Source organism: Pantoea sp. MBD-2R, assembly GCF_039134845.1.
Lineage (GTDB): Bacteria > Pseudomonadota > Gammaproteobacteria > Enterobacterales > Enterobacteriaceae > Erwinia.
Window position 1 is genome coordinate 1,683,268 of sequence record NZ_CP152417.1, and the last position, 25,774, is coordinate 1,709,041.

At 54.3% G+C, this 25,774-nt stretch carries 25 protein-coding genes; 23 read left to right on the forward strand and 2 right to left on the reverse strand.

What is annotated here, in order from left to right; translation table 11 throughout:
• The first annotated feature begins 2 nt into the window (after positions 1 to 2).
• The 4 genes from AAGQ96_RS07820 to flgL all read left to right on the forward strand — a co-directional run bounded on the left by AAGQ96_RS07820 (position 3) and on the right by flgL (position 4,804).
• Positions 3 to 1,103 (forward strand): flagellar basal body P-ring protein FlgI, encoded by a 1,101-nt coding sequence (locus AAGQ96_RS07820; protein WP_147196899.1) that lies wholly within the window; start codon positions 3 to 5, stop codon positions 1,101 to 1,103.
• The gene (flgJ, locus tag AAGQ96_RS07825) at positions 1,103 to 2,044 is read left to right on the forward strand and encodes a flagellar assembly peptidoglycan hydrolase FlgJ (RefSeq protein ID WP_147196901.1); all 942 of its coding nucleotides are present in this window, start codon (positions 1,103 to 1,105) and stop codon (positions 2,042 to 2,044) included. Before AAGQ96_RS07820 ends, flgJ begins: the two co-directional genes overlap by 1 nt.
• A gap of 124 nt (positions 2,045 to 2,168) precedes the next feature.
• A complete protein-coding gene (flgK, locus tag AAGQ96_RS07830; RefSeq protein ID WP_342755205.1) occupies positions 2,169 to 3,821 on the forward strand; it encodes a flagellar hook-associated protein FlgK in 1,653 nt (550 codons plus the stop codon).
• A gap of 20 nt (positions 3,822 to 3,841) precedes the next feature.
• On the forward strand, positions 3,842 to 4,804 hold the full coding sequence (flgL, locus tag AAGQ96_RS07835) for a flagellar hook-associated protein FlgL (protein WP_147196905.1): 963 nt from the start codon (positions 3,842 to 3,844) through the stop codon (positions 4,802 to 4,804).
• A gap of 285 nt (positions 4,805 to 5,089) precedes the next feature.
• On the opposite strand, the gene rne is transcribed toward flgL, so the two are convergent.
• Positions 5,090 to 8,713 carry a ribonuclease E gene (rne, locus tag AAGQ96_RS07840; RefSeq protein ID WP_342755206.1) on the reverse strand — a complete coding sequence of 1,208 codons (3,624 nt, stop codon included), beginning with the start codon at positions 8,711 to 8,713 and terminating at the stop codon, positions 5,090 to 5,092.
• A gap of 573 nt (positions 8,714 to 9,286) precedes the next feature.
• Between rne and rluC the strand changes: the two genes are divergently transcribed.
• The gene (rluC, locus tag AAGQ96_RS07845; RefSeq protein WP_147196909.1) at positions 9,287 to 10,249 is read left to right on the forward strand and encodes a 23S rRNA pseudouridine(955/2504/2580) synthase RluC; all 963 of its coding nucleotides are present in this window, start codon (positions 9,287 to 9,289) and stop codon (positions 10,247 to 10,249) included.
• Positions 10,250 to 10,419: 170 nt separating this feature from the next.
• Here rluC and AAGQ96_RS07850 read toward each other — a convergent pair whose 3' ends face one another.
• Entirely contained in the window at positions 10,420 to 11,004 is a 585-nt protein-coding gene (locus AAGQ96_RS07850) for a nucleoside triphosphate pyrophosphatase (RefSeq protein WP_342755207.1), read from the reverse strand.
• A gap of 142 nt (positions 11,005 to 11,146) precedes the next feature.
• Here AAGQ96_RS07850 and yceD point away from each other — a divergent pair, with 142 nt between their 5' ends.
• The 18 genes from yceD (at position 11,147) to thiK (ending at position 25,767) form a co-directional block, all read left to right on the forward strand.
• Positions 11,147 to 11,668, forward strand: coding sequence for a 23S rRNA accumulation protein YceD (gene yceD, locus AAGQ96_RS07855; protein ID WP_147196913.1), 522 nt, complete (start codon positions 11,147 to 11,149; stop codon positions 11,666 to 11,668).
• A gap of 14 nt (positions 11,669 to 11,682) precedes the next feature.
• A complete protein-coding gene (rpmF, locus tag AAGQ96_RS07860; protein WP_003849870.1) occupies positions 11,683 to 11,853 on the forward strand; it encodes a 50S ribosomal protein L32 in 171 nt (56 codons plus the stop codon).
• A 23-nt stretch (positions 11,854 to 11,876) separates the two neighbouring features.
• Positions 11,877 to 12,911, forward strand: coding sequence for a phosphate acyltransferase PlsX (gene plsX / locus AAGQ96_RS07865; protein ID WP_342755208.1), 1,035 nt, complete (start codon positions 11,877 to 11,879; stop codon positions 12,909 to 12,911).
• Positions 12,912 to 12,916: 5 nt separating this feature from the next.
• Positions 12,917 to 13,870 carry a beta-ketoacyl-ACP synthase III gene (locus tag AAGQ96_RS07870; protein WP_147196918.1) on the forward strand — a complete coding sequence of 318 codons (954 nt, stop codon included), beginning with the start codon at positions 12,917 to 12,919 and terminating at the stop codon, positions 13,868 to 13,870.
• Positions 13,871 to 13,886: 16 nt separating this feature from the next.
• On the forward strand, positions 13,887 to 14,810 hold the full coding sequence (gene fabD, locus AAGQ96_RS07875; RefSeq protein ID WP_342755209.1) for an ACP S-malonyltransferase: 924 nt from the start codon (positions 13,887 to 13,889) through the stop codon (positions 14,808 to 14,810).
• 19 nt (positions 14,811 to 14,829) lie between these two features.
• Entirely contained in the window at positions 14,830 to 15,564 is a 735-nt protein-coding gene (gene fabG, locus AAGQ96_RS07880; protein ID WP_147196922.1) for a 3-oxoacyl-ACP reductase FabG, read from the forward strand.
• Positions 15,565 to 15,718: 154 nt separating this feature from the next.
• Complete coding sequence (gene acpP, locus AAGQ96_RS07885; RefSeq protein WP_004157115.1) at positions 15,719 to 15,955, forward strand: acyl carrier protein; 237 nt, start codon at positions 15,719 to 15,721, stop codon at positions 15,953 to 15,955.
• 88 nt (positions 15,956 to 16,043) lie between these two features.
• Complete coding sequence (gene fabF, locus AAGQ96_RS07890) at positions 16,044 to 17,285, forward strand: beta-ketoacyl-ACP synthase II (RefSeq protein ID WP_342755210.1); 1,242 nt, start codon at positions 16,044 to 16,046, stop codon at positions 17,283 to 17,285.
• A gap of 157 nt (positions 17,286 to 17,442) precedes the next feature.
• Positions 17,443 to 18,258: an aminodeoxychorismate lyase gene (gene pabC, locus AAGQ96_RS07895; protein ID WP_342755211.1), complete on the forward strand. Its 816-nt coding sequence runs from the start codon at positions 17,443 to 17,445 to the stop codon at positions 18,256 to 18,258.
• Complete coding sequence (gene mltG, locus AAGQ96_RS07900) at positions 18,255 to 19,274, forward strand: endolytic transglycosylase MltG (protein WP_342755212.1); 1,020 nt, start codon at positions 18,255 to 18,257, stop codon at positions 19,272 to 19,274. The genes pabC and mltG overlap by 4 nt, the downstream gene beginning before the upstream one ends.
• Positions 19,264 to 19,896, forward strand: coding sequence for a dTMP kinase (tmk, locus tag AAGQ96_RS07905; RefSeq protein ID WP_147196931.1), 633 nt, complete (start codon positions 19,264 to 19,266; stop codon positions 19,894 to 19,896). The genes mltG and tmk overlap by 11 nt, the downstream gene beginning before the upstream one ends.
• Positions 19,893 to 20,891 (forward strand): DNA polymerase III subunit delta', encoded by a 999-nt coding sequence (gene holB / locus AAGQ96_RS07910; protein WP_147196933.1) that lies wholly within the window; start codon positions 19,893 to 19,895, stop codon positions 20,889 to 20,891. Before tmk ends, holB begins: the two co-directional genes overlap by 4 nt.
• 9 nt (positions 20,892 to 20,900) lie before the next feature.
• On the forward strand, positions 20,901 to 21,695 hold the full coding sequence (locus AAGQ96_RS07915) for a metal-dependent hydrolase (protein ID WP_147196935.1): 795 nt from the start codon (positions 20,901 to 20,903) through the stop codon (positions 21,693 to 21,695).
• Positions 21,696 to 21,984: 289 nt separating this feature from the next.
• Positions 21,985 to 23,418: a PTS glucose transporter subunit IIBC gene (gene ptsG, locus AAGQ96_RS07920; protein WP_147196938.1), complete on the forward strand. Its 1,434-nt coding sequence runs from the start codon at positions 21,985 to 21,987 to the stop codon at positions 23,416 to 23,418.
• A gap of 168 nt (positions 23,419 to 23,586) precedes the next feature.
• Complete coding sequence (gene hinT / locus AAGQ96_RS07925; protein ID WP_147196941.1) at positions 23,587 to 23,937, forward strand: purine nucleoside phosphoramidase; 351 nt, start codon at positions 23,587 to 23,589, stop codon at positions 23,935 to 23,937.
• Positions 23,938 to 23,963: 26 nt separating this feature from the next.
• A complete protein-coding gene (locus AAGQ96_RS07930; protein WP_147196943.1) occupies positions 23,964 to 24,332 on the forward strand; it encodes a YcfL family protein in 369 nt (122 codons plus the stop codon).
• Positions 24,333 to 24,341: 9 nt separating this feature from the next.
• On the forward strand, positions 24,342 to 24,944 hold the full coding sequence (gene lpoB, locus AAGQ96_RS07935; RefSeq protein ID WP_342755213.1) for a penicillin-binding protein activator LpoB: 603 nt from the start codon (positions 24,342 to 24,344) through the stop codon (positions 24,942 to 24,944).
• Positions 24,904 to 25,767 carry a thiamine kinase gene (gene thiK / locus AAGQ96_RS07940; RefSeq protein WP_342755214.1) on the forward strand — a complete coding sequence of 288 codons (864 nt, stop codon included), beginning with the start codon at positions 24,904 to 24,906 and terminating at the stop codon, positions 25,765 to 25,767. The genes lpoB and thiK overlap by 41 nt, the downstream gene beginning before the upstream one ends.
• Positions 25,768 to 25,774: the final 7 nt, after the last annotated feature.

Genomic DNA, 25,774 nt, shown 5'->3' on the forward strand with positions numbered 1-25,774 from the left:
AAATGCGTAATATTATTTTCCGGTTTACCCTGGTTTTGCTGGCCGCGGTCAGTTCATTTGCTCACGCCGACCGTATTCGCGATTTGACCACCGTTGGCGGCGTGCGTGATAACTCGCTGATCGGTTACGGTCTGGTTGTGGGTCTGGATGGCTCGGGTGACCAGACCACCCAGACGCCATTCACCACGCAGAGTTTGAACAACATGTTATCTCAGCTGGGCATTACCGTGCCTTCTGGTACCAACATGCAGCTGAAAAACGTGGCGGCGGTCATGGTGACGGCCAAGCTGCCGGCGTTTGGCCGTCAGGGTCAGGTGATTGACGTCGTGGTTTCCTCAATGGGTAACGCAAAAAGCCTGCGCGGCGGTACGCTGCTGATGACGCCGATGAAAGGCGTGGACAACCAGGTTTATGCGCTGGCGCAGGGTAACATTCTGGTTGGCGGCGCGGGTGCTTCTGCGGGCGGCAGCAGCGTCACGGTTAACCAGGTGAACGGCGGTCGTATCACCGGCGGCGCCACCATTGAACGTGAACTGCCAAATAACTTTGGCACCTCTAACGTGATCAGCCTGTACCTGAACCAGGAAGATTTCAGCATGGCGCAGCGTATTGCCGATGCCATTAACGGTCGCTACGGTTCAGCGCAGGCAATTGATGGCCGTACCGTACAGGTACAGGTTTCTGCTAACGGCACTTCACAGGTTCGCCTGCTGGCCGATATCCAGAACATTGATGTTTCCGTGCCGATTCAGGATGCGAAAGTGATTATCAACTCGCGTACCGGCTCGGTCGTGATGAACCGTGAAGTGATGCTCAGCTCCTGCGCTATCGCTCAGGGCAACCTCTCGGTAACGGTGAACCAGCAGCAGAACGTCAGCCAGCCTAACACGCCGTTTGCCGGTGGACAGACTGCCGTCACGCCGCAGACTCAGATTGACCTGCGCCAGAGCGGCGGCGCGTTGCAGAGCGTGAATGCCAGCGCCAACCTGAACAGCGTAGTGCGTGCACTGAATGCGCTGGGTGCCACGCCGATTGACCTGATGTCTATTTTGCAATCAATGCAGAGCGCGGGCTGTCTGCACGCCAAACTGGAAATTATCTGATGACCGATACCCAGTCTCTGATGTCAGCGGCTTACGACAGCCGCTCACTGAACAACCTGAAACGTGATGCGAGTAACGATCCTAAGGCTCACGCTAAAGAAGTCGCTAAGCAAGTGGAAGGCATGTTTGTACAGATGATGTTGAAAAGCATGCGTCAGGCGCTGCCGCAGGATGGCCTGCTGAGCACCGAACAGACGCGTCTTTACACTTCAATGTACGATCAGCAGATTGGGCAACAGATTGCATCAAAAGGACTGGGCCTGGCCGACATGATGGTCAAGCAGATGGAACAGGCACAGGCACCCGATGAGAAAGCGGGCACCATTCCGATGATGCTGGATAAAGACTTTATCAACACGCTGCCGCCGCTGGCGTTAGAACAGATTGTACGTAAGGCGGTGCCGCGTCTGCCAGCCTCGTCTGACAGGCCGTTGAGTGGCGACAGCAGCGACTTTATCGCTCAGCTGTCGCAGCCAGCGAAAGAGGCCAGCGCCGGCACCGGTATTCCTCATCACCTGATTCTGGCGCAGGCCGCGCTGGAGTCGGGCTGGGGACAACGTCAGATCCTGACCGCGGAAGGCAAACCAAGCTTTAACGTTTTCGGTATCAAAGCGACGAGCAGCTGGCAGGGGAAAACCACCGAAATCACCACTACCGAATATGAGCATGGCGAAGCGAAGAAGGTAAAAGCCAAATTCCGCGTCTATGACTCCTATTTCGATGCGCTGAATGATTACGTGAAGCTGATTGCCAACAACCCGCGTTACCAGGCGGTGACCACGGCGGCAACGCCGGAGCAGGGCGCGAAAGCACTCCAGGCAGCAGGCTATGCGACCGATCCAAAATATGCGCAGAAGCTGGTGGGAATGATCCAGCAATTCAAAAACATGGGTGAAAAAGTCGTGAAGGCTTATAGCCAGGACGTGGGCGATTTATTCTAAATTTTTCGCTCAAGTTTGCTGCATTTTAACCGATAACAGTGACAGGCCGGATTGACGCTAACGCGTGGACCGGCAACCGATTGTAATGCCGGCCCGTGCTGAGCCAGGGTGATAAGGAACCGACATGTCTAACTTAATTAATACCGCTATGACAGGTATCAACGCCGCCTCGGCCGCGTTGAGCACCACCAGTAACAACATCAGTAATTACAGCGTTGCTGGCTACTCGCGTCAGACGACGGTTCTTGCTCAGGCAAGCAGTACGCTCAACGGCACGCAGTACTATGGCAACGGTGTTTCGGTTGCCAGCGTCAATCGTGAATACGACGCCTTTATTACTAACCAGCTGCGCAGCGCCAGTACCCAGTCCAGCGCGCTGACCACGCAATACAGCCAGCTCTCTAACCTGGATGATATGTTTTCCAGTACCACCAACACGCTGTCAACGACCGTGCAGGATTTCTTCTCCTCGCTGCAAACGTTGACCAGCAACGCATCTGACTCTTCATCACGTCAGGCCGTGTTGGGCAAAGCAGACGGGCTGGTAAACCAGTTTCAAGTCACCGATACCTATTTGCGTAACGTTGACAGCAGCCTGAATACCTCGATCGGCTCCAGCGTGGACCAAATCAACGGCTATGCCAAGCAGATCGCCAATATTAACCAGCAGATCACCAAGCTGAAAGGCGCGGGCGCGGGTAACGAACCTAACGATCTGATGGATCAGCGCGATCAGCTGGTCAGCGATCTGAACAAAATTGTCGGCGTCACCGTGACGCAGCAGGATGGCGGCAGCTACAACATCAGCATCGGTAACGGTATTTCGCTGGTGCAGGGCGATAGCTATAGCAAGCTGGCTGCGGTTTCTTCCAGCGCGGATCCTGCCCGAACCACCATTGCTACTGTGGATTCAACCACGAAAGCCACCACGGAAATTCCGGAAAAACTGATCACCACCGGCTCACTGGGTGGTCTGCTCGCTTTCCGTACCGATCTGGATAATACACGCAATCAGCTTGGCCAGATGGCGATGGCGTTGGGTGACAGCTTTAACACCCAGCACGAAGCCGGTTATGACAGCAACGGCGATGCGGGCGAAGCGTTCTTTAATCTGGGCGGCCCGACTGTCACGGCCAACAGCAACAACAGCACCGGCGTTTCCGTTTCTGCGGCCTGGAGTGATACCAGCAGCGTGCAGGCGTCAGATTACAAGGTGAGCTACGATGGCAGCAGCTGGAGCGTAAAACGTTTATCTGACAATGCGACCGTGACCCCAACCGCGGGAACGGATGCGTCCGGTAATTCTACGCTGAGCTTTGATGGCTTACAGCTGACGGTGAACGGTACGCCATCGGCTAAAGACAGCTTCACGGTGAAACCCGTTTCTAACGTGATTTCCAGCATGAGTGTAAATATTACCGACGAAGCTAAAATTGCCGCCGCCGATGCCGATAATGGTGTAAGCAACAACAACAACGCGCAGTCGCTGTTGGATTTGCAGACCAAAAAGGTCATTACCGGCAACAGTACGCTGACTCAGGCTTATGCCAGCATGGTCGCTACCATTGGTAACAAAACCAGCAACCTGGAAACCACCAGCACCACGCAGGGCAATGTGGTGACGCAGCTGACCAATCAGCAGCAGTCCGTTTCCGGCGTTAACCTGGATGAAGAATATGGCAACCTGACGCGTTATCAGCAGTACTACACTGCGAACGCGCAGATTTTGCAAACTGCCACCACTATATTTAACGCGCTGATCGGCGCCGTTAGCTGATTCTGAGGAAGGAACAAATCATGCGTTTAAGCACCACGATGATTTATGACCAACAAATGCGCGGTATTTCTGACTCGCAGTCTGCCTGGTTGAAATCGGGCGAACAGCTGTCAACCGGCAAGCGTGTGGTCAACCCATCAGACGATCCGGTGGCGGCCGCTCAGGCAGTTGTGCTGTCACAGGCTCAGGCTGAGACCAGCCAGTACAAGACGGCACGTAATTTTGCGACCAGCAGCCTGGCGCAGGAAGACACTAACCTGTCGCAGGTGACGAACGTCATCACTCAGGCTCAAACGGCCGTTGTTGCTGCATCAACCGGTACGCTGTCGGATGCCGACCGCGCCACCTATGCGACAACCCTGACCAGCCTGCGCGATCAGCTGATGAACCTTGCTAACTCGACAGACGGCAACGGCCGTTACATTTTTGCAGGCTACAAATCCGATACGGCACCTTTTACTCAGGATGCCAGCGGCAACGTGAGCTATGTCGGCGGTGATACGGCGATTAACCAGAAAGTCGATGCCAGCCGTACCATGGTCACCAGCCATACCGGTAGCCAGATTTTTAACAGCCTGACCAGCACTGCGGTAGCCGAGCCGGATGGCAGCGCAAGTGAGAGCAATATTTTCACCACGTTGAATACCGCCATCAACGCGCTGAAACAGCCGCTGGCCGATGCCGATGCAACGACTAAAGATGCCGCCGCCGCCGATATGGCTAAGGCTAACCGTGGCCTGCGTAACTCAATGGACAACGTGCTGAAAGTACAGTCTGAAGTGGGCACGCAGCTAAGCGAGCTGGATAATATTGAATCCAAATCTGATGACACGGCGCTCAACCAGTCAACGCAGATGAGTAACCTGGTCGACGCTGACTACACAAGTACCATTTCCGCTTACACCATGAAGCAGGCTGCTTTGCAGGCTTCCTACAAGGTGTTTAGCTCAATGTCTCAGATGTCCCTGTTCAAAACGAATTAAACCTGTTACCCATTTTGGACGCGCTTAAACCGGGTGCGTCCACTTTTCCCCCGTTATCAGAGTAACCTCCTGATAACGGGTTTTTTTTGCCCTGAGTTTGCCGTCGCGAACAGGACTACTTCAGTTGGAAAACGTTCGCCTGCACTGCCGTGTTGGCGGGGGAGTTTTGACGCTGCATCAGAGTACGCGATGAGTTGATGATAGCTGCCAGCGGGAGTTTATCGGCTTTCACGCCTGCAAAAAAAGCCCCGGTCAGTGACCAGGGCTTTTCGTCAGGGTTGCGGTTTATTCCGGGCGGGTTGCCGGGGCCGTTGCCTGATGGGTTGCTGCGTGACCGCCAGCTGAGCCTTTACCTTCAAAGTTGAAGGAAGGACGAACCCAGTCGCTGTTGCGAGCAGGTTCTGCCTGATACTCAGGTGCCGGCGCTTTAGTCATCGGAGCCGTAGCATGATGCTTGAAGGCCGGAACCGCAGCGTCTGTTACCGCAGGTGCAGCTTCAGCAGCAGGAGCCTGAGGTGCGGCAGTGGCCTGAGCAGCCGGTACAGGTTCAACAGCCGGAGCCTGAGGTGCAGCAGTCGCCTGAGCAGCCGGTGCAGATTCAACAGCCGGAGCCTGAGGTGCGGCAGTCGCCTGAGCAACCGGTGCCGCTTCAGCAGCAGGAGCCTGAGCAACCGGTGCAGCCTCAGCAACCGGTTCGTCACGTGCCGGAACCGGAGCGTGAGGCTCGGAAGCCACAACAGGTTCTGCGACTGCTTCTGGCGCCTTCAGCACGTCTTCAACCTGCTGCTTCGTTTCTGCACTCACATCGGAGGCAGAAGTGACGGCTTGCGGGTTGTTTTCAGCAGTCTGCTGCGCTTCAGCAATCTCTTTAGCCGGTGCAGCTTCTTCAGCGGTGCTGGCAAAAGAATCAACCGCAGGCTGAGTCTCTTCTACCGGCTGAGCTTCTTCCGCCACCGCTTCAGCAACAGGCTCGTCAGCAGCTGAGATAACCGAAGGTTCCTCATTGACTGGCGCTTCAATGGCGGCAGTTTCGTCGGTGTTAACCAGCGTCACTTCCGGCTGATTCGCTGGCTGAGGCTCGGCGATATGTACCGGCTGAGCTTCATCCTGAACGCCTTCCGGCAGCGAAGCGGTTTCGGCTACGGCAACAGCAGGGGCGGTTTCAACATCCTGATGACCATAATCTGGCACCACGGACTGTTCGACCTCATCACCATCGGTAATATGCGCCACAGGGTAAGAGACCCAAACTTTACCTGAAGCCATTTCCGGAGACGCAGCAGCAAAGGTCAGCGGCATTGGCGACTGGTTTGGATAGCGCTCGTCACGATAGCGACGACGACGTTGGCCGCTAACGCGCAGATGGCGAGGCGAACGGCGTGAACGACGTGGCATCGTGTTGCTGTCGCGTTCTTCACTTTCATCCGATTCAACGATATCTACCGCCCCGGTCAGCGCAGCTGGCTGTTCTTCAACTGGCGCAGCAGGCTCGTCTTCAGCAGGTGCGAATGAACGTGCAGCCGTTTGCTCGGCCGTCTCAATCCGTACCTTCTGATTCAGCTGACGTGGCTTACGACGTGGCAGTACCTGAACCTGCTCTTCAGCAGCTTCTGCAACTTCTTCAGCCGGTACGACTTCAGCAACTTTATCTTCCTGCGCAGCGAGACGTTTTTCATCCTGACGACGTTTACGCTCGGCACGCTGATCGCGACGCTGTTGTTGCGCCTCTTCACGCTGCTGATTACGCGCTTCGTCGCTGACCGGTTGGATTTCGTCATGCGTTTCTGCCTGTTGTGGCGCATTACGCTTGTTACGACGATTATCTTCACGGCCTTCAGCGGCAGGATCGCGGTCGCGAACCATACGCTCATTGCGATTGGAGTTGCGGTCGTTACGCTCGTTACGATTGTTATTACGTTCGCCACGCTCGGTACGTTCACCACGCTCGGTACGTTCATTACGCTCGGTACGTTCATTACGATCGCTGTTACGTTCGTTGCTGCGCTCGCTGCGGTCGCCGTAGCGCTCACCACGTTCGCCGTTATTACGGTCACGACGGTTATTCTGGCGACGATTGTTGCGGCGTTCGCTACGCGGAGGTGTGGCTTCCGGCGCTTTTTCTTCCACAACGGCAGCAGGCTGAGGCTGTTCAACAGGTTTTTGCTCACCTGTAAACATTTTCTTCAGACCGCTCAGGAAGCGGCTGACCAGGCCTGGCTGCTGGCTTTCCGGCGCAGCAGGCTGTGGCGCAACGGCAGGGCTGGCGATTTCAACCACAGGCTCCTGTGGAACAGGCGGCGCATCCGGCATCACAAACGCGGCAAGAGCCGGCTGCTCAGGACGCTTACGCTCAGCATGTTCTTCTTCAGAAGGCAGGGCCATTTCCGCTTCATGCAGCTTCGGCAGATGATAGCTAAGGGTCTGCGTTTCTTCACCGCTGCGCACGCGCAGAACGGAGTAGTGTGGGGTTTCCATCTGATCGTTAGGCACGATGATGGCCCGCACGCCGCCCTGACGTTTTTCGATGGCGCTAACCGCTTCACGTTTTTCGTTCAGCAGGTAAGACGCAATCTGCACCGGCACGATAGCGTGAACTTCTTTGGTGTTCTCTTTGAGCGCTTCTTCTTCAATCAGACGCAGGATAGAGAGCGACAGCGATTCGTTATCACGGATGGTGCCGGTCCCGCTACAGCGAGGGCAGACGTGATGACTGGACTCGCCCAGTGACGGGCTGAGGCGCTGACGCGACATTTCCAGCAGGCCGAAACGGGAAATATGGCTAATCTGGATGCGCGCACGGTCCTGACGGACGGCCTCACGCAGGCGATTCTCAACCGCACGCTGATGGCGAACCGGCGTCATATCGATAAAGTCGATAACGATCAGGCCACCCAGATCGCGCAGGCGTAGCTGACGTGCGATTTCGTCTGCTGCTTCCAGGTTAGTGTTAAAGGCTGTTTCTTCGATATCGCCACCGCGGGTTGCACGAGCGGAGTTGATATCAATAGCGGTCAGTGCTTCAGTGGTGTCGATCACAATCGAGCCGCCGGAAGGCAGGCGCACTTCGCGCTGGAAGGCGGATTCAATCTGCGATTCGATCTGATAGTGGCTGAACAGCGGGATCTCACCGGTATAGAGCTTGATTTTGCTGCTAAAGTCCGGACGACCCAGCGCCGCGATATGCTGGCGAGCCAGTTCAAGAACTTTCGGATTATCAATGAGGATTTCACCGATATCCTGACGCAGGTAATCACGGAAAGCGCGCACGATAACGTTGCTTTCCTGATGGATCAGGAAGGGAGCAGGGCGGCTGTCGGCGGCTTTTTTGATCGCTTCCCAGTGTTTCATACGGAAGCTCAAATCCCACTGTAGCGCTTCGGCTGATTTGCCGACGCCAGCGGTACGCACAATCAGACCCATGCCTTCGGGCAGTTCCAGCGCGGAAAGGGCTTCTTTCAGTTCGGTGCGATCGTCGCCTTCAATACGGCGGGAAATGCCGCCAGCACGAGGGTTGTTCGGCATCAGAACCAGATAGCTGCCCGCAAGGCTGATAAAGGTGGTTAACGCTGCGCCTTTGTTGCCGCGCTCTTCTTTATCAATCTGAACGATAACTTCCTGACCTTCGCGCAGCACGTCTTTAATGTTAGGACGACCATGCGAGTTGTAATTGCTGGGGAAGTTTTCGCGGGAGATTTCTTTCAGAGGGAGAAAACCGTGTCTTTCAGCGCCGTAATCGACAAAGGCGGCTTCGAGACTAGGTTCAATGCGGGTGATCTTGCCTTTGTAGATGTTGGCTTTCTTCTGCTCGTGTCCCGGACTTTCAATATCCAGGTCATACAGACGCTGTCCGTCTACCAGAGCAACACGCAACTCCTCCTGTTGAGTTGCGTTTATCAACATTCTTTTCATCGTAACTTACTCATTATTCTTACATTAGTGACAAAGCTACGGGCAATAGTAACGCTGGACGCAATCGACCGATGGCCCCGTGTCTCATCGCAAAGCCGTCAACCTCCCGGTTATCGGCGGCTCAAGGGGCGCAAAATCTCGGTAGCCTGTTTTTCATTAGAAAAAACAGCGCTTTTAAAAAGGGGGAGAACCACCAGTGGATACCAGAGTGAACCAATCCCGTCTTGTCGTCCAGGCTGCAACCCGCAGCCCGCTAAATGCCTGATGACACAATACGTCTTACGCCATTGCTGCGTGTATGGGTTATCCGGCAAAATTTCTTATTACGCTATTTTCTTGTTTCACAAGGCCAGAGCCTGGAAAACGGAATCATTATTCCATTGCTAAGCTTGTGATAGCAAGGTGACTTTTCCCGCTCTGAGAAGTTTATTCCAGCTTTTCGAATCATTTGCAGCGCAATTCAGCAAATTGCCTAAAAACTGGACATAAACGCCTGCATCGCAGGGGTCTTAGTCAGTTAAGCACAGAAAAAGAAGTGGCGCTATCCTGGCGCTCTATTTAGAATCGCCGACCATGAAAACCAATACTCCCGCAGTACAAATAGTGACTATTTCCGCCGATGAGGCGGGACAGCGCATCGATAACTTTTTACGCACCCAGTTGAAAGGCGTGCCGAAAAGTATGATTTATCGCATTTTGCGTAAGGGCGAAGTGCGCGTTAATAAAGGTCGAATCAAGCCTGAATATAAGCTGGAAGCGGGGGATGAGGTGCGTATCCCGCCGGTGCGGGTGGCGGAGCGTGAAGATGCCGCCGTCTCGCCAAAGCTGGCTAAGGTTGCCGCGCTCGCCGATGCAATCCTTTATGAAGACGATTATATTCTGGTGATGAACAAGCCGTCAGGCACCGCCGTGCACGGCGGAAGTGGGCTGAGCTTTGGCGTTATCGAAGGGCTGCGCGCGCTACGACCTGATGCTCGCTTCCTGGAGCTGGTGCATCGTCTCGATCGCGATACTTCCGGCATTCTGCTGGTGGCGAAAAAACGTTCTGCGCTGCGTTCGCTGCATGAGCAGTTACGTGAAAAAGGCATGCAGAAGGATTACCTCGCGCTGGTTCGCGGCTCCTGGCCTTCGCATATCAAAGCGGTACAGGCTCCACTCCTGAAAAATATCCTGCAAAGCGGTGAGCGCATTGTGCGGGTAAGTAGCGAAGGCAAACCGTCCGAAACGCGCTTCAAGGTTGAAGAACGTTACGCGCAGGCTACGTTGGTAAAGGCCAGCCCGATTACCGGTCGTACCCACCAGATCCGTGTGCACACGCTGCATGCCGGGCACCCGATTGCTTTTGATGACCGCTACGGCGAAAGAGATTTTGATGCGCAACTGGCCGGTACGGGCTTGAAACGCCTCTTCCTGCACGCTGCCGCGCTGAAATTCACTCATCCTAACACCGGTGAAGTCATGCGCGTGGAAGCGCCGCTGGACGATGAGCTGAAGCGCTGCCTGGCGGTGCTGCGGAAAAATTCCCCGGCGAAGTGATGTTTGGTACAGCGGTGTTGTCGAAAAGAAATGACTGCAAATAAGCTTACCGTTTGACGCCATGGACGGCGCCAAACGAGCGTATCAGGCATGAGGTTTTTTGCGTGTCCGTGTTCCGGGTAGCCCCTCCCGCTTTCTGACCAGCCTGAAGCGACCGATCTCATCCAGACCTAACCTGCCAGCGGATCGATTCCCGCTTCCCGCAGCATCTCACACAGCGCAATCAGCGGCAGTCCAACCAGCGTATTCGGATCGCGGCCGGAAAGACGGTCAAACAAAGTAATTCCCAGCCCTTCGCTTTTAAAACTTCCCGCACAGTTAAGCGGCTGTTCTTTACGAATATAGTGGTTGATTTCCGCTTCGCTTAGCGGGCGGAAATCGACGCTAAAAGGTTCACAAATCACGTTCAGCTTATTATTTCGGCTGTCTAAAAGCGCCAGGCCAGTATAAAAAATGACGCTGTGGCCGCTGGCCTGACGTAACTGCGCGCGAGCGTTCTCTTCCGTATGCGGTTTTCCGGTGATTTTTCCGTCAATTACGCAGACCTGATCGGAGCCTATAATGAGATGTGCAGGATAAGATTTAGCCAGCGCGCAGGCTTTAGCTGCCGCAAGACGCTTAACAAGATCCGTTGCAGATTCATTGGGTTGAGCCGTTTCATCCACCTCAGGCGAAGCGGTAATAAAAGGAACGCCCAGCTTCTCAAGCAGGGTTTTTCTGAACGGGGAAGTGGAGGCTAAAACCAGCTGTGTCATATTTTTTTCCAGAATAGATAGCGAATCAGTGCGGGACATTTTAAACTGTGCGCCGCACTGGATGCGAATAATGGGTGAAAGATGCTGTTAAACGGCCTTTTTCTTTGACTCTATGTCGTTACAAAGTTAATATGCGCGCCCTATGCAAAAGGTAAAATTACCCCTAACTCTTGATCCGGTTCGCACCGCTCAAAAACGCCTGGATTACCAGGGCGTTTACACCCCTGAACAGGTGCTGCGTGTTGCCGAATCGGTCGTGAGTGTGGACAGCGATGTGGATTGTACGATGTCGTTCGCGATTGACGAGCAGCGTTTAGCGGTACTGAAAGGTACTGCTGCGGTTTCCGTTACGCTCTCTTGTCAACGCTGCAACCAGTCTTTCCCGCACGCGGTCCACGTGACGTATTGTTTTAGCCCGGTCGTTACTGACGAGCAGGCTGAAGCACTCCCGGAAGCGTACGAGCCGGTCGAGGTCAACGAGTTTGGCGAAATCGACCTGCTGGCAGTGGTAGAAGATGAAATTATCCTCGCTCTGCCTGTCGTTCCGGTGCATGATTCTGAACACTGTGAAGTGTCCGAGGCGGACATGGTCTTTGGCAAACTGCCTGCAGAGGCGGAAAAACCAAACCCATTTGCCGTATTAGCCAGTTTAAAGCGTAAGTAATAGGAGTAAGGTCCATGGCCGTACAACAGAATAAACCAACCCGTTCCAAGCGTGGCATGCGTCGTTCACACGATGCGCTGACCACAGCAGCTCTTTCCGTAGATAAAGTTTCTGGCGAAACGCATCTGCGTCACCACATCACTGCGGATGGTTACTACCGCGGTCGCAAGGTCATCGTTAAGTAATTCGCGGCTCTGCCGGCGATACTTTGACACGATTGACCCTGGCGATAGATGCCATGGGCGGGGACTTCGGTCCCTGCGTGACAGTGCCTGCGGCAATGCAGGCACTGGCATCTCACTCGCAGTTGCATCTTCTCCTGGTCGGCGATCCCGACAAAATCACGTCATTACTCGCAAAAGCTGATTCCGCCTTACGGGCACGTCTGCAGATTATTCCTGCCGAGTCGGTTATTGCCAGTGATGCTAAACCTTCCCAGGCGATTCGTCACAGCCGTGGTTCTTCCATGCGCGTGGCGCTTGAGCTGGTAAAAGAAGGGCAGGCACAAGCCTGTATCAGTGCCGGGAATACTGGGGCGCTGATGGGGCTGGCGAAATTACTGCTCAAGCCGTTAAACGGCATTGAGCGGCCCGCGTTGATGACGGTGTTGCCAAACGTGCAGGGTGGAAAAACGGTGCTGCTGGATTTAGGTGCCAATATTGAGTCAGACAGCGCCCTGCTGGTGCAGTTTGCCGTGATGGGCGCAGTGATGGCCGAAGAGGTGTTAAACATTGGTCATCCACGCGTGGCGCTGCTAAATATTGGTCATGAAGAGACCAAAGGTTTGCAAAGCATCCGCGACGCTGCGGTAATTCTGCGTGAATCGCCGGAAATTAACTATATTGGATACCTCGAAGGAAACGATCTTCTTACCGGAAAGACGGATGTACTTGTGTGCGATGGTTTCATCGGCAATGTCACCTTAAAAACGATGGAAGGAGTAGTAAAAACGTTTCTTTCGCTGTTGCAATCACAGGGCGAAGGTAAAAAAAGGGCCTGGTGGCTGTCACTGCTGGGACGCGTGCTGAAAAGGCGTCTGGCTAAGCAGTTCGGCCATCTGAATCCCGACCAGTACAATGGCGCCTGCCTGTTAGGCTTGCGCGGTATCGTGGTGAAAAGTCACGGTAACGCCAGCCAGCACGCATTTTTTGCGGCAATAGAACAGGCAGAGCAGGCGGTGCGGCAGCAACTTCCCGAACGGATTGCTGCCCGCCTTGAAACTGTATTACCTAAGAGTGACTGACGTACATGTATACGAAGATTATCGGTACGGGTAGCTATTTGCCCGAACAGGTGCGGACTAATGCCGATCTGGAAAAAATGGTAGATACATCGGACGAGTGGATTGTCACGCGAACCGGTATTCGTGAACGTCGGATAGCCGCAGCAGACGAAACCGTCGCGACGATGGGCTTCCACGCGGCTGAACGTGCGCTGGAAATGGCCGGTATCGACAAGAACGATATCGGTTTGATCGTGGTTGCCACCACCTCCTCCAGTCATGCTTTCCCAAGTTCAGCCTGCATGATCCAGCAGATGCTGGGTATTGATGATGCCGCATCCTTTGATCTGGCAGCGGCATGCGCAGGCTTTACTTATGCTCTGAGCGTGGCCGATCAGTACATCAAAAACGGCGCAGTAAAAAACGCGCTGGTGATCGGTGCTGACGTGCTGGCGCGTATGCTTGATCCAAACGATCGCGGCACGATCATCCTGTTTGGCGACGGCGCGGGTGCGGTGGTGCTGGGTGCCAGCGAAGAACAGGGCATCATTTCGACCCATCTGCATGCTGATGGCCGCTACGGTCAGCTGTTGACGCTGGCGAATCAGGATCGTGAGCACCAGGAGCAGCCTTCTTACGTCACCATGGCGGGCAACGAAGTGTTTAAGGTTGCCGTAACCGAGCTGGCGCACATCGTAGAAGAGACGCTGAAGGCAAATAATCTTGAGCGTGAAGCCATCGACTGGCTGGTACCGCATCAGGCTAACCTGCGTATTATCAACGCCACCGCGCGCAAGCTGGGCATGGAGATGGATAAAGTGGTTGTGACGCTGGATCGTCACGGCAACACCTCTGCCGCTTCCGTTCCGACCGCGCTGGATGAAGCCGTACGCGATGGCCGTATTAAGCCAGGTCAGCTGGTGCTGCTTGAAGCCTTTGGTGGCGGTTTCACCTGGGGCTCGGCGCTGGTTCGTTTTTGATTAACAGGATATAACAATGACGCAATTTGCAATGGTTTTCCCGGGACAGGGATCGCAGACGGTTGGCATGCTGGCTAACCTGGCAGCTGAAAATCCGCTGGTGGAAAAAACTTTCCGTGAAGCTTCCGATGCGCTGGGTTACGACCTTTGGGCACTGGTGCAGCAGGGGCCGGTTGAAGAATTGAACAAAACCTGGCAAACTCAGCCCGCGCTGCTGGCCGCATCTGTTGCTATTTTCCGCGTTTGGCAGGAAAAAGGCGGATTGACGCCTGCAATGCTGGCAGGACACAGCCTGGGCGAGTATAGTGCGCTGGTTTGCGCGGGCGTGATCGACTTTAGTGATGCGATCAAGCTGGTAGAACTGCGTGGCAAACTGATGCAGGAAGCGGTGCCGGAAGGCACAGGCGCAATGCAGGCGATTATCGGCCTGGATGATGCAGCCATTGCTAAAGCTTGTGAGGAAGCGGCTCAGGGACAAATTGTCTCCCCGGTCAACTTCAACTCACCCGGTCAGGTTGTTATCGCCGGAAATAAAGAAGCGGTAGAGCGTGCGGGGGCAGCCTGTAAGGCCGCCGGTGCTAAACGCGCTCTGCCACTGCCCGTTAGCGTGCCGTCACACTGCGCGCTGATGAAGCCGGCAGCCGACAAACTGGCTGTTGCGCTGGAAAAGTTAACCTTCAACGCCCCGGTCATTCCGGTGATTAACAACGTTGATGTGAAATGTGAGACCTCAGCAGAGGCGATTCGCAGCGCGCTGGTTCGCCAGCTGTACAGCCCGGTCCGCTGGACCGAATGCGTCGAGTTTATGGCGCAGCAGGGTGTGACGTCGCTGCTGGAAGCTGGGCCTGGCAAAGTACTGACCGGCCTGACAAAACGTATTGTTGATACGCTGACTGCGGCGCCGGTTAACGATCCGGAAAGCCTGGCAGCTGCGCTTTAACAATCAGACGAGGATGAGCATGAGCTTCGAAGGAAAAATCGCGCTGGTTACCGGTGCAAGTCGCGGCATTGGCCGTGCTATCGCGGAAACGCTGGTAGCACGCGGCGCGAAAGTGGTAGGTACAGCGACCAGCCAGAGCGGCGCAGATGCTATCAGCGCTTACCTGGGCAGCAATGGCAAAGGCCTGCTGCTGAATGTAACCGACAGCGCCTCTATTGAGAATGTGTTGGCTACTATTCGTGCTGAATTTGGCGAACCAGACATTTTAGTCAATAATGCTGGCATCACGCGTGATAATCTTCTGATGCGTATGAAAGACGATGAGTGGCAGGATATCCTGGACACGAATCTGACTTCCGTATTCCGCCTGTCAAAAGCGGTAATGCGAGCTATGATGAAGAAGCGCGTGGGCCGAATTATTACCATCGGTTCTGTTGTAGGAACCATGGGTAATGCGGGTCAGGCAAACTACGCTGCAGCAAAAGCGGGTTTGATCGGCTTTAGCAAGTCACTGGCACGAGAAATCGCGTCACGTGGTATTACCGTTAACGTTGTGGCACCTGGTTTCATTGAAACCGACATGACGCGTGCACTGACTGAAGATCAGCGTGCGGGCATTCTGGCGGAAGTGCCAGCGGGTCGCCTTGGCGACGCGCAGGAAATCGCCAATGCCGTTGCATTTTTAGCCTCTGACGAGGCGGCGTACATCACTGGTGAAACGCTGCACGTCAATGGCGGAATGTACATGGTCTGATAATCACGAAAATTATTTGCGTTATTTGCGGGAAAAGCCGCAAAATAGCGTAAATTCGTGGTTTGACCAGCCGGGATTTAGTTGCATCTTTTTCAACATTTTATACACTACGAAAACCATCGCGAAAGCGAGTTTTGATAGGAAATTTAATAGTATGAGCACTATCGAAGAACGCGTTAAGAAAATCATTGGCGAGCAGCTTGGCGTTAAGCAGGAAGAAGTCGTTAACACTGCTTCTTTTGTAGAAGATCTGGGCGCTGATTCTCTTGATACCGTTGAGCTGGTAATGGCTCTGGAAGAAGAGTTTGATACCGAGATTCCGGACGAAGAAGCTGAGAAAATCACTACTGTTCAGGCTGCTATTGATTACATCAATGGTCACCAGGCATAAGTGAGCATCTCCAGGCGGTCACTCGACCGCCTGAGTTTTATCTGTACGTCCCACTGAGTATCCTAATTTCCCTCCCTGGAGGACGAACGTGTCTAAGCGTCGTGTAGTTGTGACCGGTCTTGGCATGTTGTCTCCTGTCGGCAATACCGTAGAGTCTACCTGGAATGCTCTTGTTGCCGGTCAGAGTGGCATCAGCCTGATCGACCATTTTGAAACTAGTGCCTACGCAACGCGTTTTGCTGGCTTAGTAAAGGATTTTAACTGTGAGGAGTACATCTCGCGTAAAGATCAACGCAAGATGGATGCCTTTATTCAATATGGAGTTGTCGCTGGCATTCAGGCCATGCAGGATTCTGGTCTGGTCATTACTGACGAGAATGCCGATCGCATCGGTGCCGCTATCGGTTCTGGTATTGGTGGTCTCGGTCTGATCGAAGAAAACCACGCTTCGCTGGTCAACGGCGGCCCGCGTAAAATCAGTCCTTTCTTCGTTCCTTCCACGATTGTGAACATGATTGCCGGTCATCTGACTATCATGTACGGCATGAAAGGCCCGAGTATTGCCATCTCCACGGCGTGTACTACTGGTGTGCACAATATTGGTCAGGCTGCGCGTATCATCGCTTATAACGATGCAGATGTTATGCTGGCAGGCGGTGCCGAAAAAGGCAGTACGCCATTGGGCATGGGCGGTTTCGGGGCAGCGCGTGCGCTTTCCACCCGTAATGACGATCCGCAGGCGGCAAGCCGCCCGTGGGACAAAGACCGCGACGGCTTCGTGCTGGGCGACGGTGCGGGTATTGTCGTGCTGGAAGAATACGAGCACGCCAAAAAACGCGGCGCGAAAATTTATGCAGAACTGGTGGGCTTTGGCATGAGCAGCGATGCTTACCATATGACCTCCCCACCAGAAAATGGCGCAGGCGCGGCGCTGGCAATGGTTAACGCATTAAAAGATGCGCAGCTCTCGCCAGAGCAAATCGGCTATATCAACGCTCACGGCACGTCTACGCCGGCCGGTGATAAAGCGGAAGCTCAGGCGGTTAAATCCGTCTTTGGTGCCAGTGCAGCCAGCGTAATGGTTAGCTCAACCAAATCCATGACCGGTCACCTGTTAGGTGCGGCAGGCGCTGTAGAATCTATCTACTCGATCCTGGCGCTACGCGATCAGGTTATCCCGCCAACCATCAACCTGGATAATCCGGATGAAGGTTGCGATTTGGATTTTGTGCCTCACACAGCACGTCAGGTAAAAGGCCTGGAGTATGCGTTATGCAACTCCTTCGGTTTTGGCGGAACCAATGGTTCATTAATTTTCCGCAAAATTTAACCTTTATCTGCCTTGAGAGGCCCGCAATTGCGGGCCTTTTTCGTTTTAAAATCGTGCTGCAAACTTCATCTCAGGTGAAACTTTCTGTGGCAGGGATGAATCAGGCGTAGTTAGCGGTTAATCTTTACCGTGAGACGGCAGTCGCTCAGGAGGGACGGTGATGTTAATCAATGGTCAGGCAGTTGAGAATATTGCGGCAAGCGATCGCGCCGTCCAGTTTGGCGATGGCTGTTTTACCACCGGTCGCCTCTGGCAGGGCGAAGTCGTGATGCTTGAAGCGCATTTAAAACGTCTTCGCGAAGCCTGCCATCGTTTGTTCATTCACCATGTCGACTGGGAAGCGTTGCGACAGGAAATGATGATGGCCGCCGCAACACGCGATGAAGGCGTTATTAAAGTTATCCTGTCGCGTGGATCCGGCGGGCGCGGTTATAGCGCCCGCGGCTGCGAGCAGCCAACCCGCATCGTTTCGCTTTCCGCTTATCCGGCCCACTATCATCAGATGCGTCAAAGCGGCGCAAAGCTGGCGTTGAGCACGATACGGCTGGGACGCAATCCTCTGCTTGCAGGGATTAAGCATCTTAACCGCCTTGAGCAGGTGCTGATCCGTACAGAGCTTGAGCAGACTGGTGCCGACGAAGCGCTGGTGCTTGACACTGAAGGTCAGCTGGTGGAATGCTGTGCGGCGAATTTATTCTGGCGCAGCGGAAAGCAGGTATTCACTCCCATCCTGAGCGATTCTGGGGTTAATGGCATTCAGCGTCAGTGGGTCATCGCCAGACTGAAGCAACTGGGCAACGCTGTGGCTGAAGTCAGAATGCCACCGGACGTGCTCACGGAAGCAGATGAAGTGCTGATAACCAACGCACTTATGCCGATCTTGCCGGTAAGTCAGATTGAAAACCGGTTTTACCGTAACAGAGAGTTGTTTTACCAGCTTTGCAAGCAAGACGATTTACAGGGAACTTTATGAGAGCAAAACGCAAACTTCTGGTCGGGATTATCGTCCTTGTTATAGCAGGCCTCGCTTACAGCTACTGGCAGATCGGCCAGTTTGCCAGCCAGAAGCTGACGGTCGAAAAGGAAACGATATTTACGCTCCCGGCAGGCGCGGGGCGAGTTGTACTGGAAGCTGAACTCAATCAGCAAAAGATTGTTCCTGACAGCATCTGGTTCGGTTGGTTGCTTAAGCTTGAACCCGAACTGGCGAAATTTAAAGCGGGAACCTATCGCTTTAATCCAGGCATGACGGTCCGTCAGATGCTCGCGCTGCTGGCCAGCGGTAAAGAAGCGCAGTTTCCGGTTCGCTTTGTAGAAGGGACTAAAATGCAGGAGTGGCTTGCCCAGCTTCGGGCCGCGCCCTATATCAAGCACACTCTGCCAGACGATAAGCTGACAACGGTCGCCGACACGCTAAAAATAGCCCCGCAGGATGTTGAAGGCTGGTTTTATCCTGACACCTATTCCTATACGGCTAACACTACAGATGTGGCGATCCTGAAGCGTGCCCACGAGCAGATGGAAAAAACCGTCGACCGGCTTTGGCAGAGCAAGAAAGACGGGCTGCCCTATCGCGATAAAAATGATTTGCTGACCATGGCATCCATTGTGGAAAAAGAAACGGCACTCAGCGAAGAGCGCAGTAAGGTGGCTTCGGTATTTATTAATCGCCTGCGGTTGGGCATGCGGCTGCAAACCGATCCGACGGTGATTTATGGCATGGGCGACAGCTATAAAGGCACGCTGACCCGTAAAGATCTGGAAACGCCGACGGCTTACAATACCTATGTTATTGCCGGCATGCCGCCAGGCCCGATTGCGATGCCGGGCAAAGCCTCCCTGGAAGCGGCCGCCAATCCACTGAAAACCGACTTCCTCTATTTTGTGGCGGACGGCAAAGGCGGTCACACTTTTACCACCAATCTTGCCAGCCATAATCGGGCAGTGCAGGCGTGGCGTCTGGCGGTCAAGGAAAAAAATGAACGGTAAATTTATTGTTATTGAAGGGCTGGAAGGCGCGGGGAAGACCACCGCACGGGATGTCATCGTCGCGACGCTTAAGCAGCAGGGCATCAGTGACATTGTCTTCACCCGGGAACCCGGCGGTACGCCGCTGGCCGAGAAGTTGCGCGATCTTATTAAGCAGGGTATTGCAGGCGAGCGGGTAACCGATCAGGCTGAACTACTCATGCTCTACGCTGCACGTGTTCAGCTGGTGGAGAATGTCATTAAGCCAGCGCTGGCGCGTGGCGCGTGGGTGGTGGGCGATCGTCACGATCTCTCTTCCCAGGCGTATCAGGGCGGTGGACGCGGGATGGATACGGCGCTGATGAGCCAGTTAAAACGCAGCGTGCTCGGTGAGTTTGCACCTGATATGACGCTTTATCTGGACGTCACGCCCGAAATTGGTTTGCAACGCGCCAGAGCACGCGGCGAGCTGGATCGCATTGAGCAGGAATCACTGAATTTTTTCACCCGCACCCGCGAGCGCTATCTGGCGTTGGCCGCCAGCGACAGCCGAATTAAAACCGTTGATGCAACGAAAACGCTCGATGGGGTTTCACAGGCGATCCGCCAGACGTTAACGCAGTGGCTTCAGGAACAGCAATGATCTGGTATCCGTGGCTAAATCAGCCTTACCGTCAAATTATTGCTCAGCATCAGAACGGCCGGCCGCATCATGCCTTGCTGCTTCAGGCGCTGCCGGGTATGGGTGATGCCTCGCTGGTATGGGGCATTAGCCGCTGGCTGATGTGCCAGCGGCGTTCCGGGCTGAAAAGCTGCGGTGAGTGCCATGCCTGCCAGCTAATGCAGGCTCACACCCATCCTGACTGGTATGAACTCAGCGCCGAAAAGGGCAAAAGCTCGCTGGGTATTGACGCGGTGCGCAGCGTAACCGAAAAGCTTTATCACCATGCTCAACAGGGCGGGGCGAAAGTCGTCTGGGTGCCGGACGCATCGCAGCTCACCGAGGCCGCAGCCAACGCGTTGCTAAAGACGTTAGAAGAGCCGCCCAAAAATACCTGGTTTCTGCTGTGCTGTCAGCAGCCGGGCAGTTTGCTGGCCACGCTGCGCAGCCGCTGCCTCACTCTTCATCTTGCTGCGCCAGATGAAGGCCAGAGCCTGAACTGGCTACAAAAGCAGACGCCTGCGCCACAAAGTGATGCGCTCGCCGCTTTAAGGTTGAGCGGCGGTGCACCCGCAGCGGCAGAACAGCTGCTGGGAGAGAAGAACTGGGCAGCGCGTCAGGCGCTGTGTCAGGCACTGCCGAAGGCGCTGAATGGCGATATGCTATCCTTGCAGCCCGTATTGAATCAGGATGATGCAGTACGCCGTATTGGCTGGCTGTGTGCGCTGCTGGTGGATGCGCTTAAATGGCAACAGGGCGGCGGACGCTTTATTGCCAACGTCGACCAGCAAACACTGGTTGCGGGTATCGCTCAGCTGCTGCCCGGAAGCGCAATGGATGCCAGCGTGCGGCAGTGGATGATCTGTCGCGATCGCCTGCTGAATGTACCAGCCGTTAACCGTGAATTATTATTGACCGACCAGCTACTGGCATGGGAGCAAATGCTGCATGCCACCACAGCGGGTTTACCGAACTAGAGAGTTATTATGTTTTTAGTGGATTCGCACTGCCATCTTGATGGCCTGGATTATGAAAAGCTTCATCAGGACGTCGACGATGTGTTGGCCAAGGCCGCGGCACGCGACGTAAAGTTTATGCTGGCCGTGGCGACGACCTTACCGGGTTATAAAGCGATGACTCAGCTGATTGGCGACCGTCCCAACGTTGCTTACTCCTGCGGCGTTCATCCCCTGAATCAGAATGAGCCTTACGACTTTGCCGAGCTGCGTCAGCTGGCGGCTGACGAGCGGGTAATCGCGATGGGCGAAACCGGACTTGATTACTACTATCAGCAGGATACCAAAGCCCAGCAGCAGGCTTCCTTTCGGGAACATATCCGTATTGGGCGGGATCTGAACAAGCCGGTGATTGTTCACACGCGTGATGCACGAGAAGATACGCTGGCGATCCTGAAAGAAGAGAAGGTCGAAGGCTGTGGCGGCGTCCTGCACTGTTTTACTGAAGATCGCGACACCGCTGAAAAGCTGCTGGATATGGGCTTCTATATCTCTTTCTCTGGCATCGTCACTTTCCGTAATGCAGAGACAATCCGTGAAGCGGCTCGCTACATTCCGCTGGACAGAATCCTGGTTGAGACAGATTCTCCTTATCTTGCCCCGGTTCCGTATCGCGGCAAAGAGAATCAGCCAGCCTATACGCGTGACGTGGCGGAATATATGGCCGTATTAAAAAACGTGAGCCTTGAGGTGCTGGCGCAGGCCACTACTGAGAATTTCTCTCGCTTATTCCATGTGCCGCCATCTCGCCTGACGGACAATTAATTTATTTTATTGCTCGTAATTAAAATGTGAAAAGTGTAACGCCGCATCGCTCTTGCCGGGCCATGCGGCTTTTTTATGGGCAAAAACTGGCATTTGCGCCCGAAATAAACTACACAGCAGGCGGTTGTTGAACGAAACGTGATAGCCATCAAACTAATTTTACCCGAATTATTTTACAGTCCGTAATAAATACCGAGGGCGTTAATCGCTCCATTCATAGCGGGTCCTCCCCCGTTATCGCGCGAACCAGCGCGTAATAAAAAGCACTCATACTCAGGAGTTTCACACTATGTTCAAAAATGCATTTGCAAACCTGCAAAAGGTCGGTAAATCGCTGATGCTGCCGGTGTCGGTTCTGCCGATAGCCGGTATTCTGCTTGGCGTAGGTTCAGCCAACTTCAGCTGGCTGCCCGCAGTTGTCTCGCATGTTATGGCTGAAGCAGGGGGATCGGTATTCGCCAATATGCCGCTGATCTTCGCAATTGGCGTGGCGTTAGGCTTTACCAACAACGACGGTGTCTCGGCACTGGCCGCGGTTGTCGCTTATGGCATTATGGTGAAAACCATGGCGGTGGTCGCACCATTAGTGATTCATCTGCCTGCTGAAGAGATTGTGGCACGCCATCTGGCCGATACCGGCGTGCTCGGGGGGATTATTGCCGGTTCGATTGCCGCCTATATGTTCAACCGTTTTTATCGTATCAAGCTGCCTGAATATCTCGGCTTCTTTGCCGGCAAACGCTTTGTACCGATTATTTCCGGTTTTACCGCTATTTTTGTCGGGGTGGTACTCTCCTTTATCTGGCCTCCGGTGGGTTCCGCGATTCAGGAGTTCTCACAGTGGGCTGCCTATCAGAACCCGGTGGTAGCCTTTGGTATTTATGGTCTGGTAGAGCGTTCGCTGGTGCCGTTCGGCCTGCACCATATCTGGAACGTTCCTTTCCAGATGCAGATTGGTGAATTTACCAACGCAGCCGGTCAGGTCTTCCATGGTGATATCCCTCGCTACATGGCGGGCGACCCAACTGCCGGTAAACTTTCTGGCGGCTTCCTGTTCAAAATGTACGGTCTGCCTGCTGCGGCAATTGCTATCTGGCATTCCGCTAAGCCAGAAAACCGTGCGAAAGTGGGCGGGATCATGATCTCTGCCGCGCTGACCTCATTCCTGACCGGTATCACCGAACCGATTGAGTTCTCATTCATGTTCGTGGCACCTATCCTGTACGTGATCCACGCAATTCTGGCAGGCCTGGCGTTCCCAATTTGTATCCTGCTCGGCATGCGTGACGGTACCAGCTTCTCACACGGTCTGATCGACTTTGTGGTACTGAGCGGCAACAGCAGCAAAATCTGGCTGTTCCCCATCATCGGTATTATTTACGGTCTGGTTTACTACACCATTTTCCGCGTAGTGATCGCCCGCTTTAACCTGAAAACACCAGGCCGCGAGGATGCGACTACTGAACAAACCGCAGGTGCCTCCAGCGAAATGGCGGCCAATCTGGTAGCGGCTTTTGGGGGTAAAGAGAACATTACTAACCTTGATGCCTGTATTACTCGTCTGCGCGTTAGCGTCGCCGATGTCTCGAAGGTGGATCAGTCTGGACTGAAAAGACTGGGTGCTGCTGGCGTAGTGGTGGCTGGCTCAGGCGTTCAGGCTATTTTTGGTACAAAATCCGATAACCTGAAAACCGACATGGATGACTACATCCGTAATTTGTAAAACGGCGGACATAAACAAGGGGAGCGTAAGCTCCCCTTTTTTTATGCTAACGGCGGTAAAACCGGCAATACAGGGCGGATTCAGAAAGAAAAATCACGGGAAGGTTGAAAGAAAACAAATATCTCGCTCATACTGCCTTAACTCAACGTTGCCCCAGGAAGAGATATCATGGCTGAAGAAACCATTTTCAGTAAAATCATTCGTCGCGAAATCCCGTCTGATATTGTTTATCAGGATGAGCTGGTCACCGCCTTTCGCGATATTTCCCCGAAAGCCCCAACCCATATTTTGATCGTGCCTAATATTCTCATCCCTACCACCAATGATGTGGTCGCGGGTCATGAGGCGGCGCTGGGCCGGATGATCGTTGTTGCGGCAAAAATCGCCAAAGAAGAAGGCTTTGCGGAAGATGGATACCGTCTGATTATGAACTGTAATCAGCACGGCGGGCAGGAGGTCTATCATATTCACCTGCATCTGCTGGGCGGTCGTCCGTTAGGGCCAATGCTGGCTGAGTGAATGCGATTCTGAGACGGACTGACTATATGATGCGGGCTATCGCAGGCTTAACGTTTCTCGCTCTGCTGAGTGGTTGTACAAGCGATCGTACGACCATAGATACGTCGCAGGCACTGGTGATGGAGTCGTCGGTGTTATCGGCAGGCATCATTACCGATAAACCCACTCTGTCCGTGCACGAAGGGCAGCAACGCGCTTCAACGCTGCTGTATAATCAGCAGGAGAAGCCGGTCACTGTGCATTACCGTTTTTACTGGTATGACGATAAAGGTCTGGAAATCCTGCCTTTTGAAGTTCCCCGTACGGTGACGGTCGCGGCACACGGCAGTATTGAAATATCATCGCAAACGGGTAATCTGACCGCCAGTAAAGTCAGGCTCTATCTGTATCTTTAGGAGATATGCGTGGAAAGGAAGATAACAAAACTCTCGGGCGTCATGTTACTGGCGCTGGTACTCAGCGGCTGTATTAGCCAGCAACAGCAGCAGAAACCCGCACCCGTAGAGCCGGTTCAGCCTGCACAGCCTGTGCCACCGCCGGTACAGCAGCCACAGCCGCTGCCGGGCGAAACGGTTCCGCAGCCGCCAAAAATGCAGTCAATTAACTGGGATGCCAGCGTAACGCCGCTGGTGGCGCAAATGCTGAGAGCCGATGGCGTCACGCCAGGCAGCGTCCTGCTGGTGGATGGGGTGAAAAACAGCACCAACGGTAGCCTGCAAACGGCGAAGGCCACCGCAGCATTGCAGGATGCGCTAAAAAACAATACGCAGTTCAAGCTGGTTTCTACCGAACAGCTGGTAACGGCGAAGCAGACGCTGGGCCTCTCGGCGGAAGACAGCCTGGGTTCCCGTAGCAAAGCCATTGGCCTCGCACGCTACGTGGGCGCGCAGTATGTGCTGTACAGCAACGCTCAGGGCGACATCAAGTCACCTGCGCTGCAAATGCAGCTGATGCTGGTGCAGACCGGTGAGATCATCTGGTCGGGTAACGGCGTTGTACAACGTTGATCCGGCACTTAACAGGCTCATTGCAGTAAAATTTCCGGCGGCGCAATCCGCCGGTTCTTTTTTTCCACTGCCAGGACTTACCGGGCTGACGGCGAAAATTGAGCTGGGTGAAACCGCTCTGCTTGCCCGCCAGGAGCACAAAGCGCAGCCCATTCCGGGCGTTAACCGGCGTCGTGAATACCATATTCTGCGCCAGCTTGCGGCAAGCGGTCTCGCCCCGGCGGTGCAGGGCTATGCTAACGGATGGCTGTTGCTCAACTGGCAGCCGGGTGAGAACGTATCCGATCTGGCGCACCATCTGACGCCGCTCATCCAGTACGTAGCTAAATTGCACCAGCAGCCGCTTAGCGGCCATCGTTTATCGATACTGAAATTGCTGGAGCAGTACTGGTTAATCAGTCGGCCCGATCGTCGTCACTATGGCTGGCTGAAGCGGCTGCAACGGCTACAGCGGCAGGGAGAGCCAAAGCCGCTGCGTCTTGCGCTGCTGCATATGGATATTCATCCGGGCAACCTGATCGTGTATCAGGATGAGCTGAAGCTGATCGACTGGGAGTACGCCAGCGATGGCGACGTGGCGCTGGAACTGGCGGCGATAGTGGCAGGCAATGAACTTTCAGAAAACCAGCAGTCCCGGCTGACGGAGCAGTATGCCAGTATGCAGCGACTGGATGTCACGGTCCTGCATCGGCAAATGCAGCGCTGGCAGCCCTGGTTACGGTTATTGATGGCCAGCTGGTATGAACTGCGCTGGCAACAAAGCGGCGAAGAGATGTTTTACACGCTGGCAGAAAAAGCCTGGCAGCGGGTGTTATCAGATTAAGAGGTGA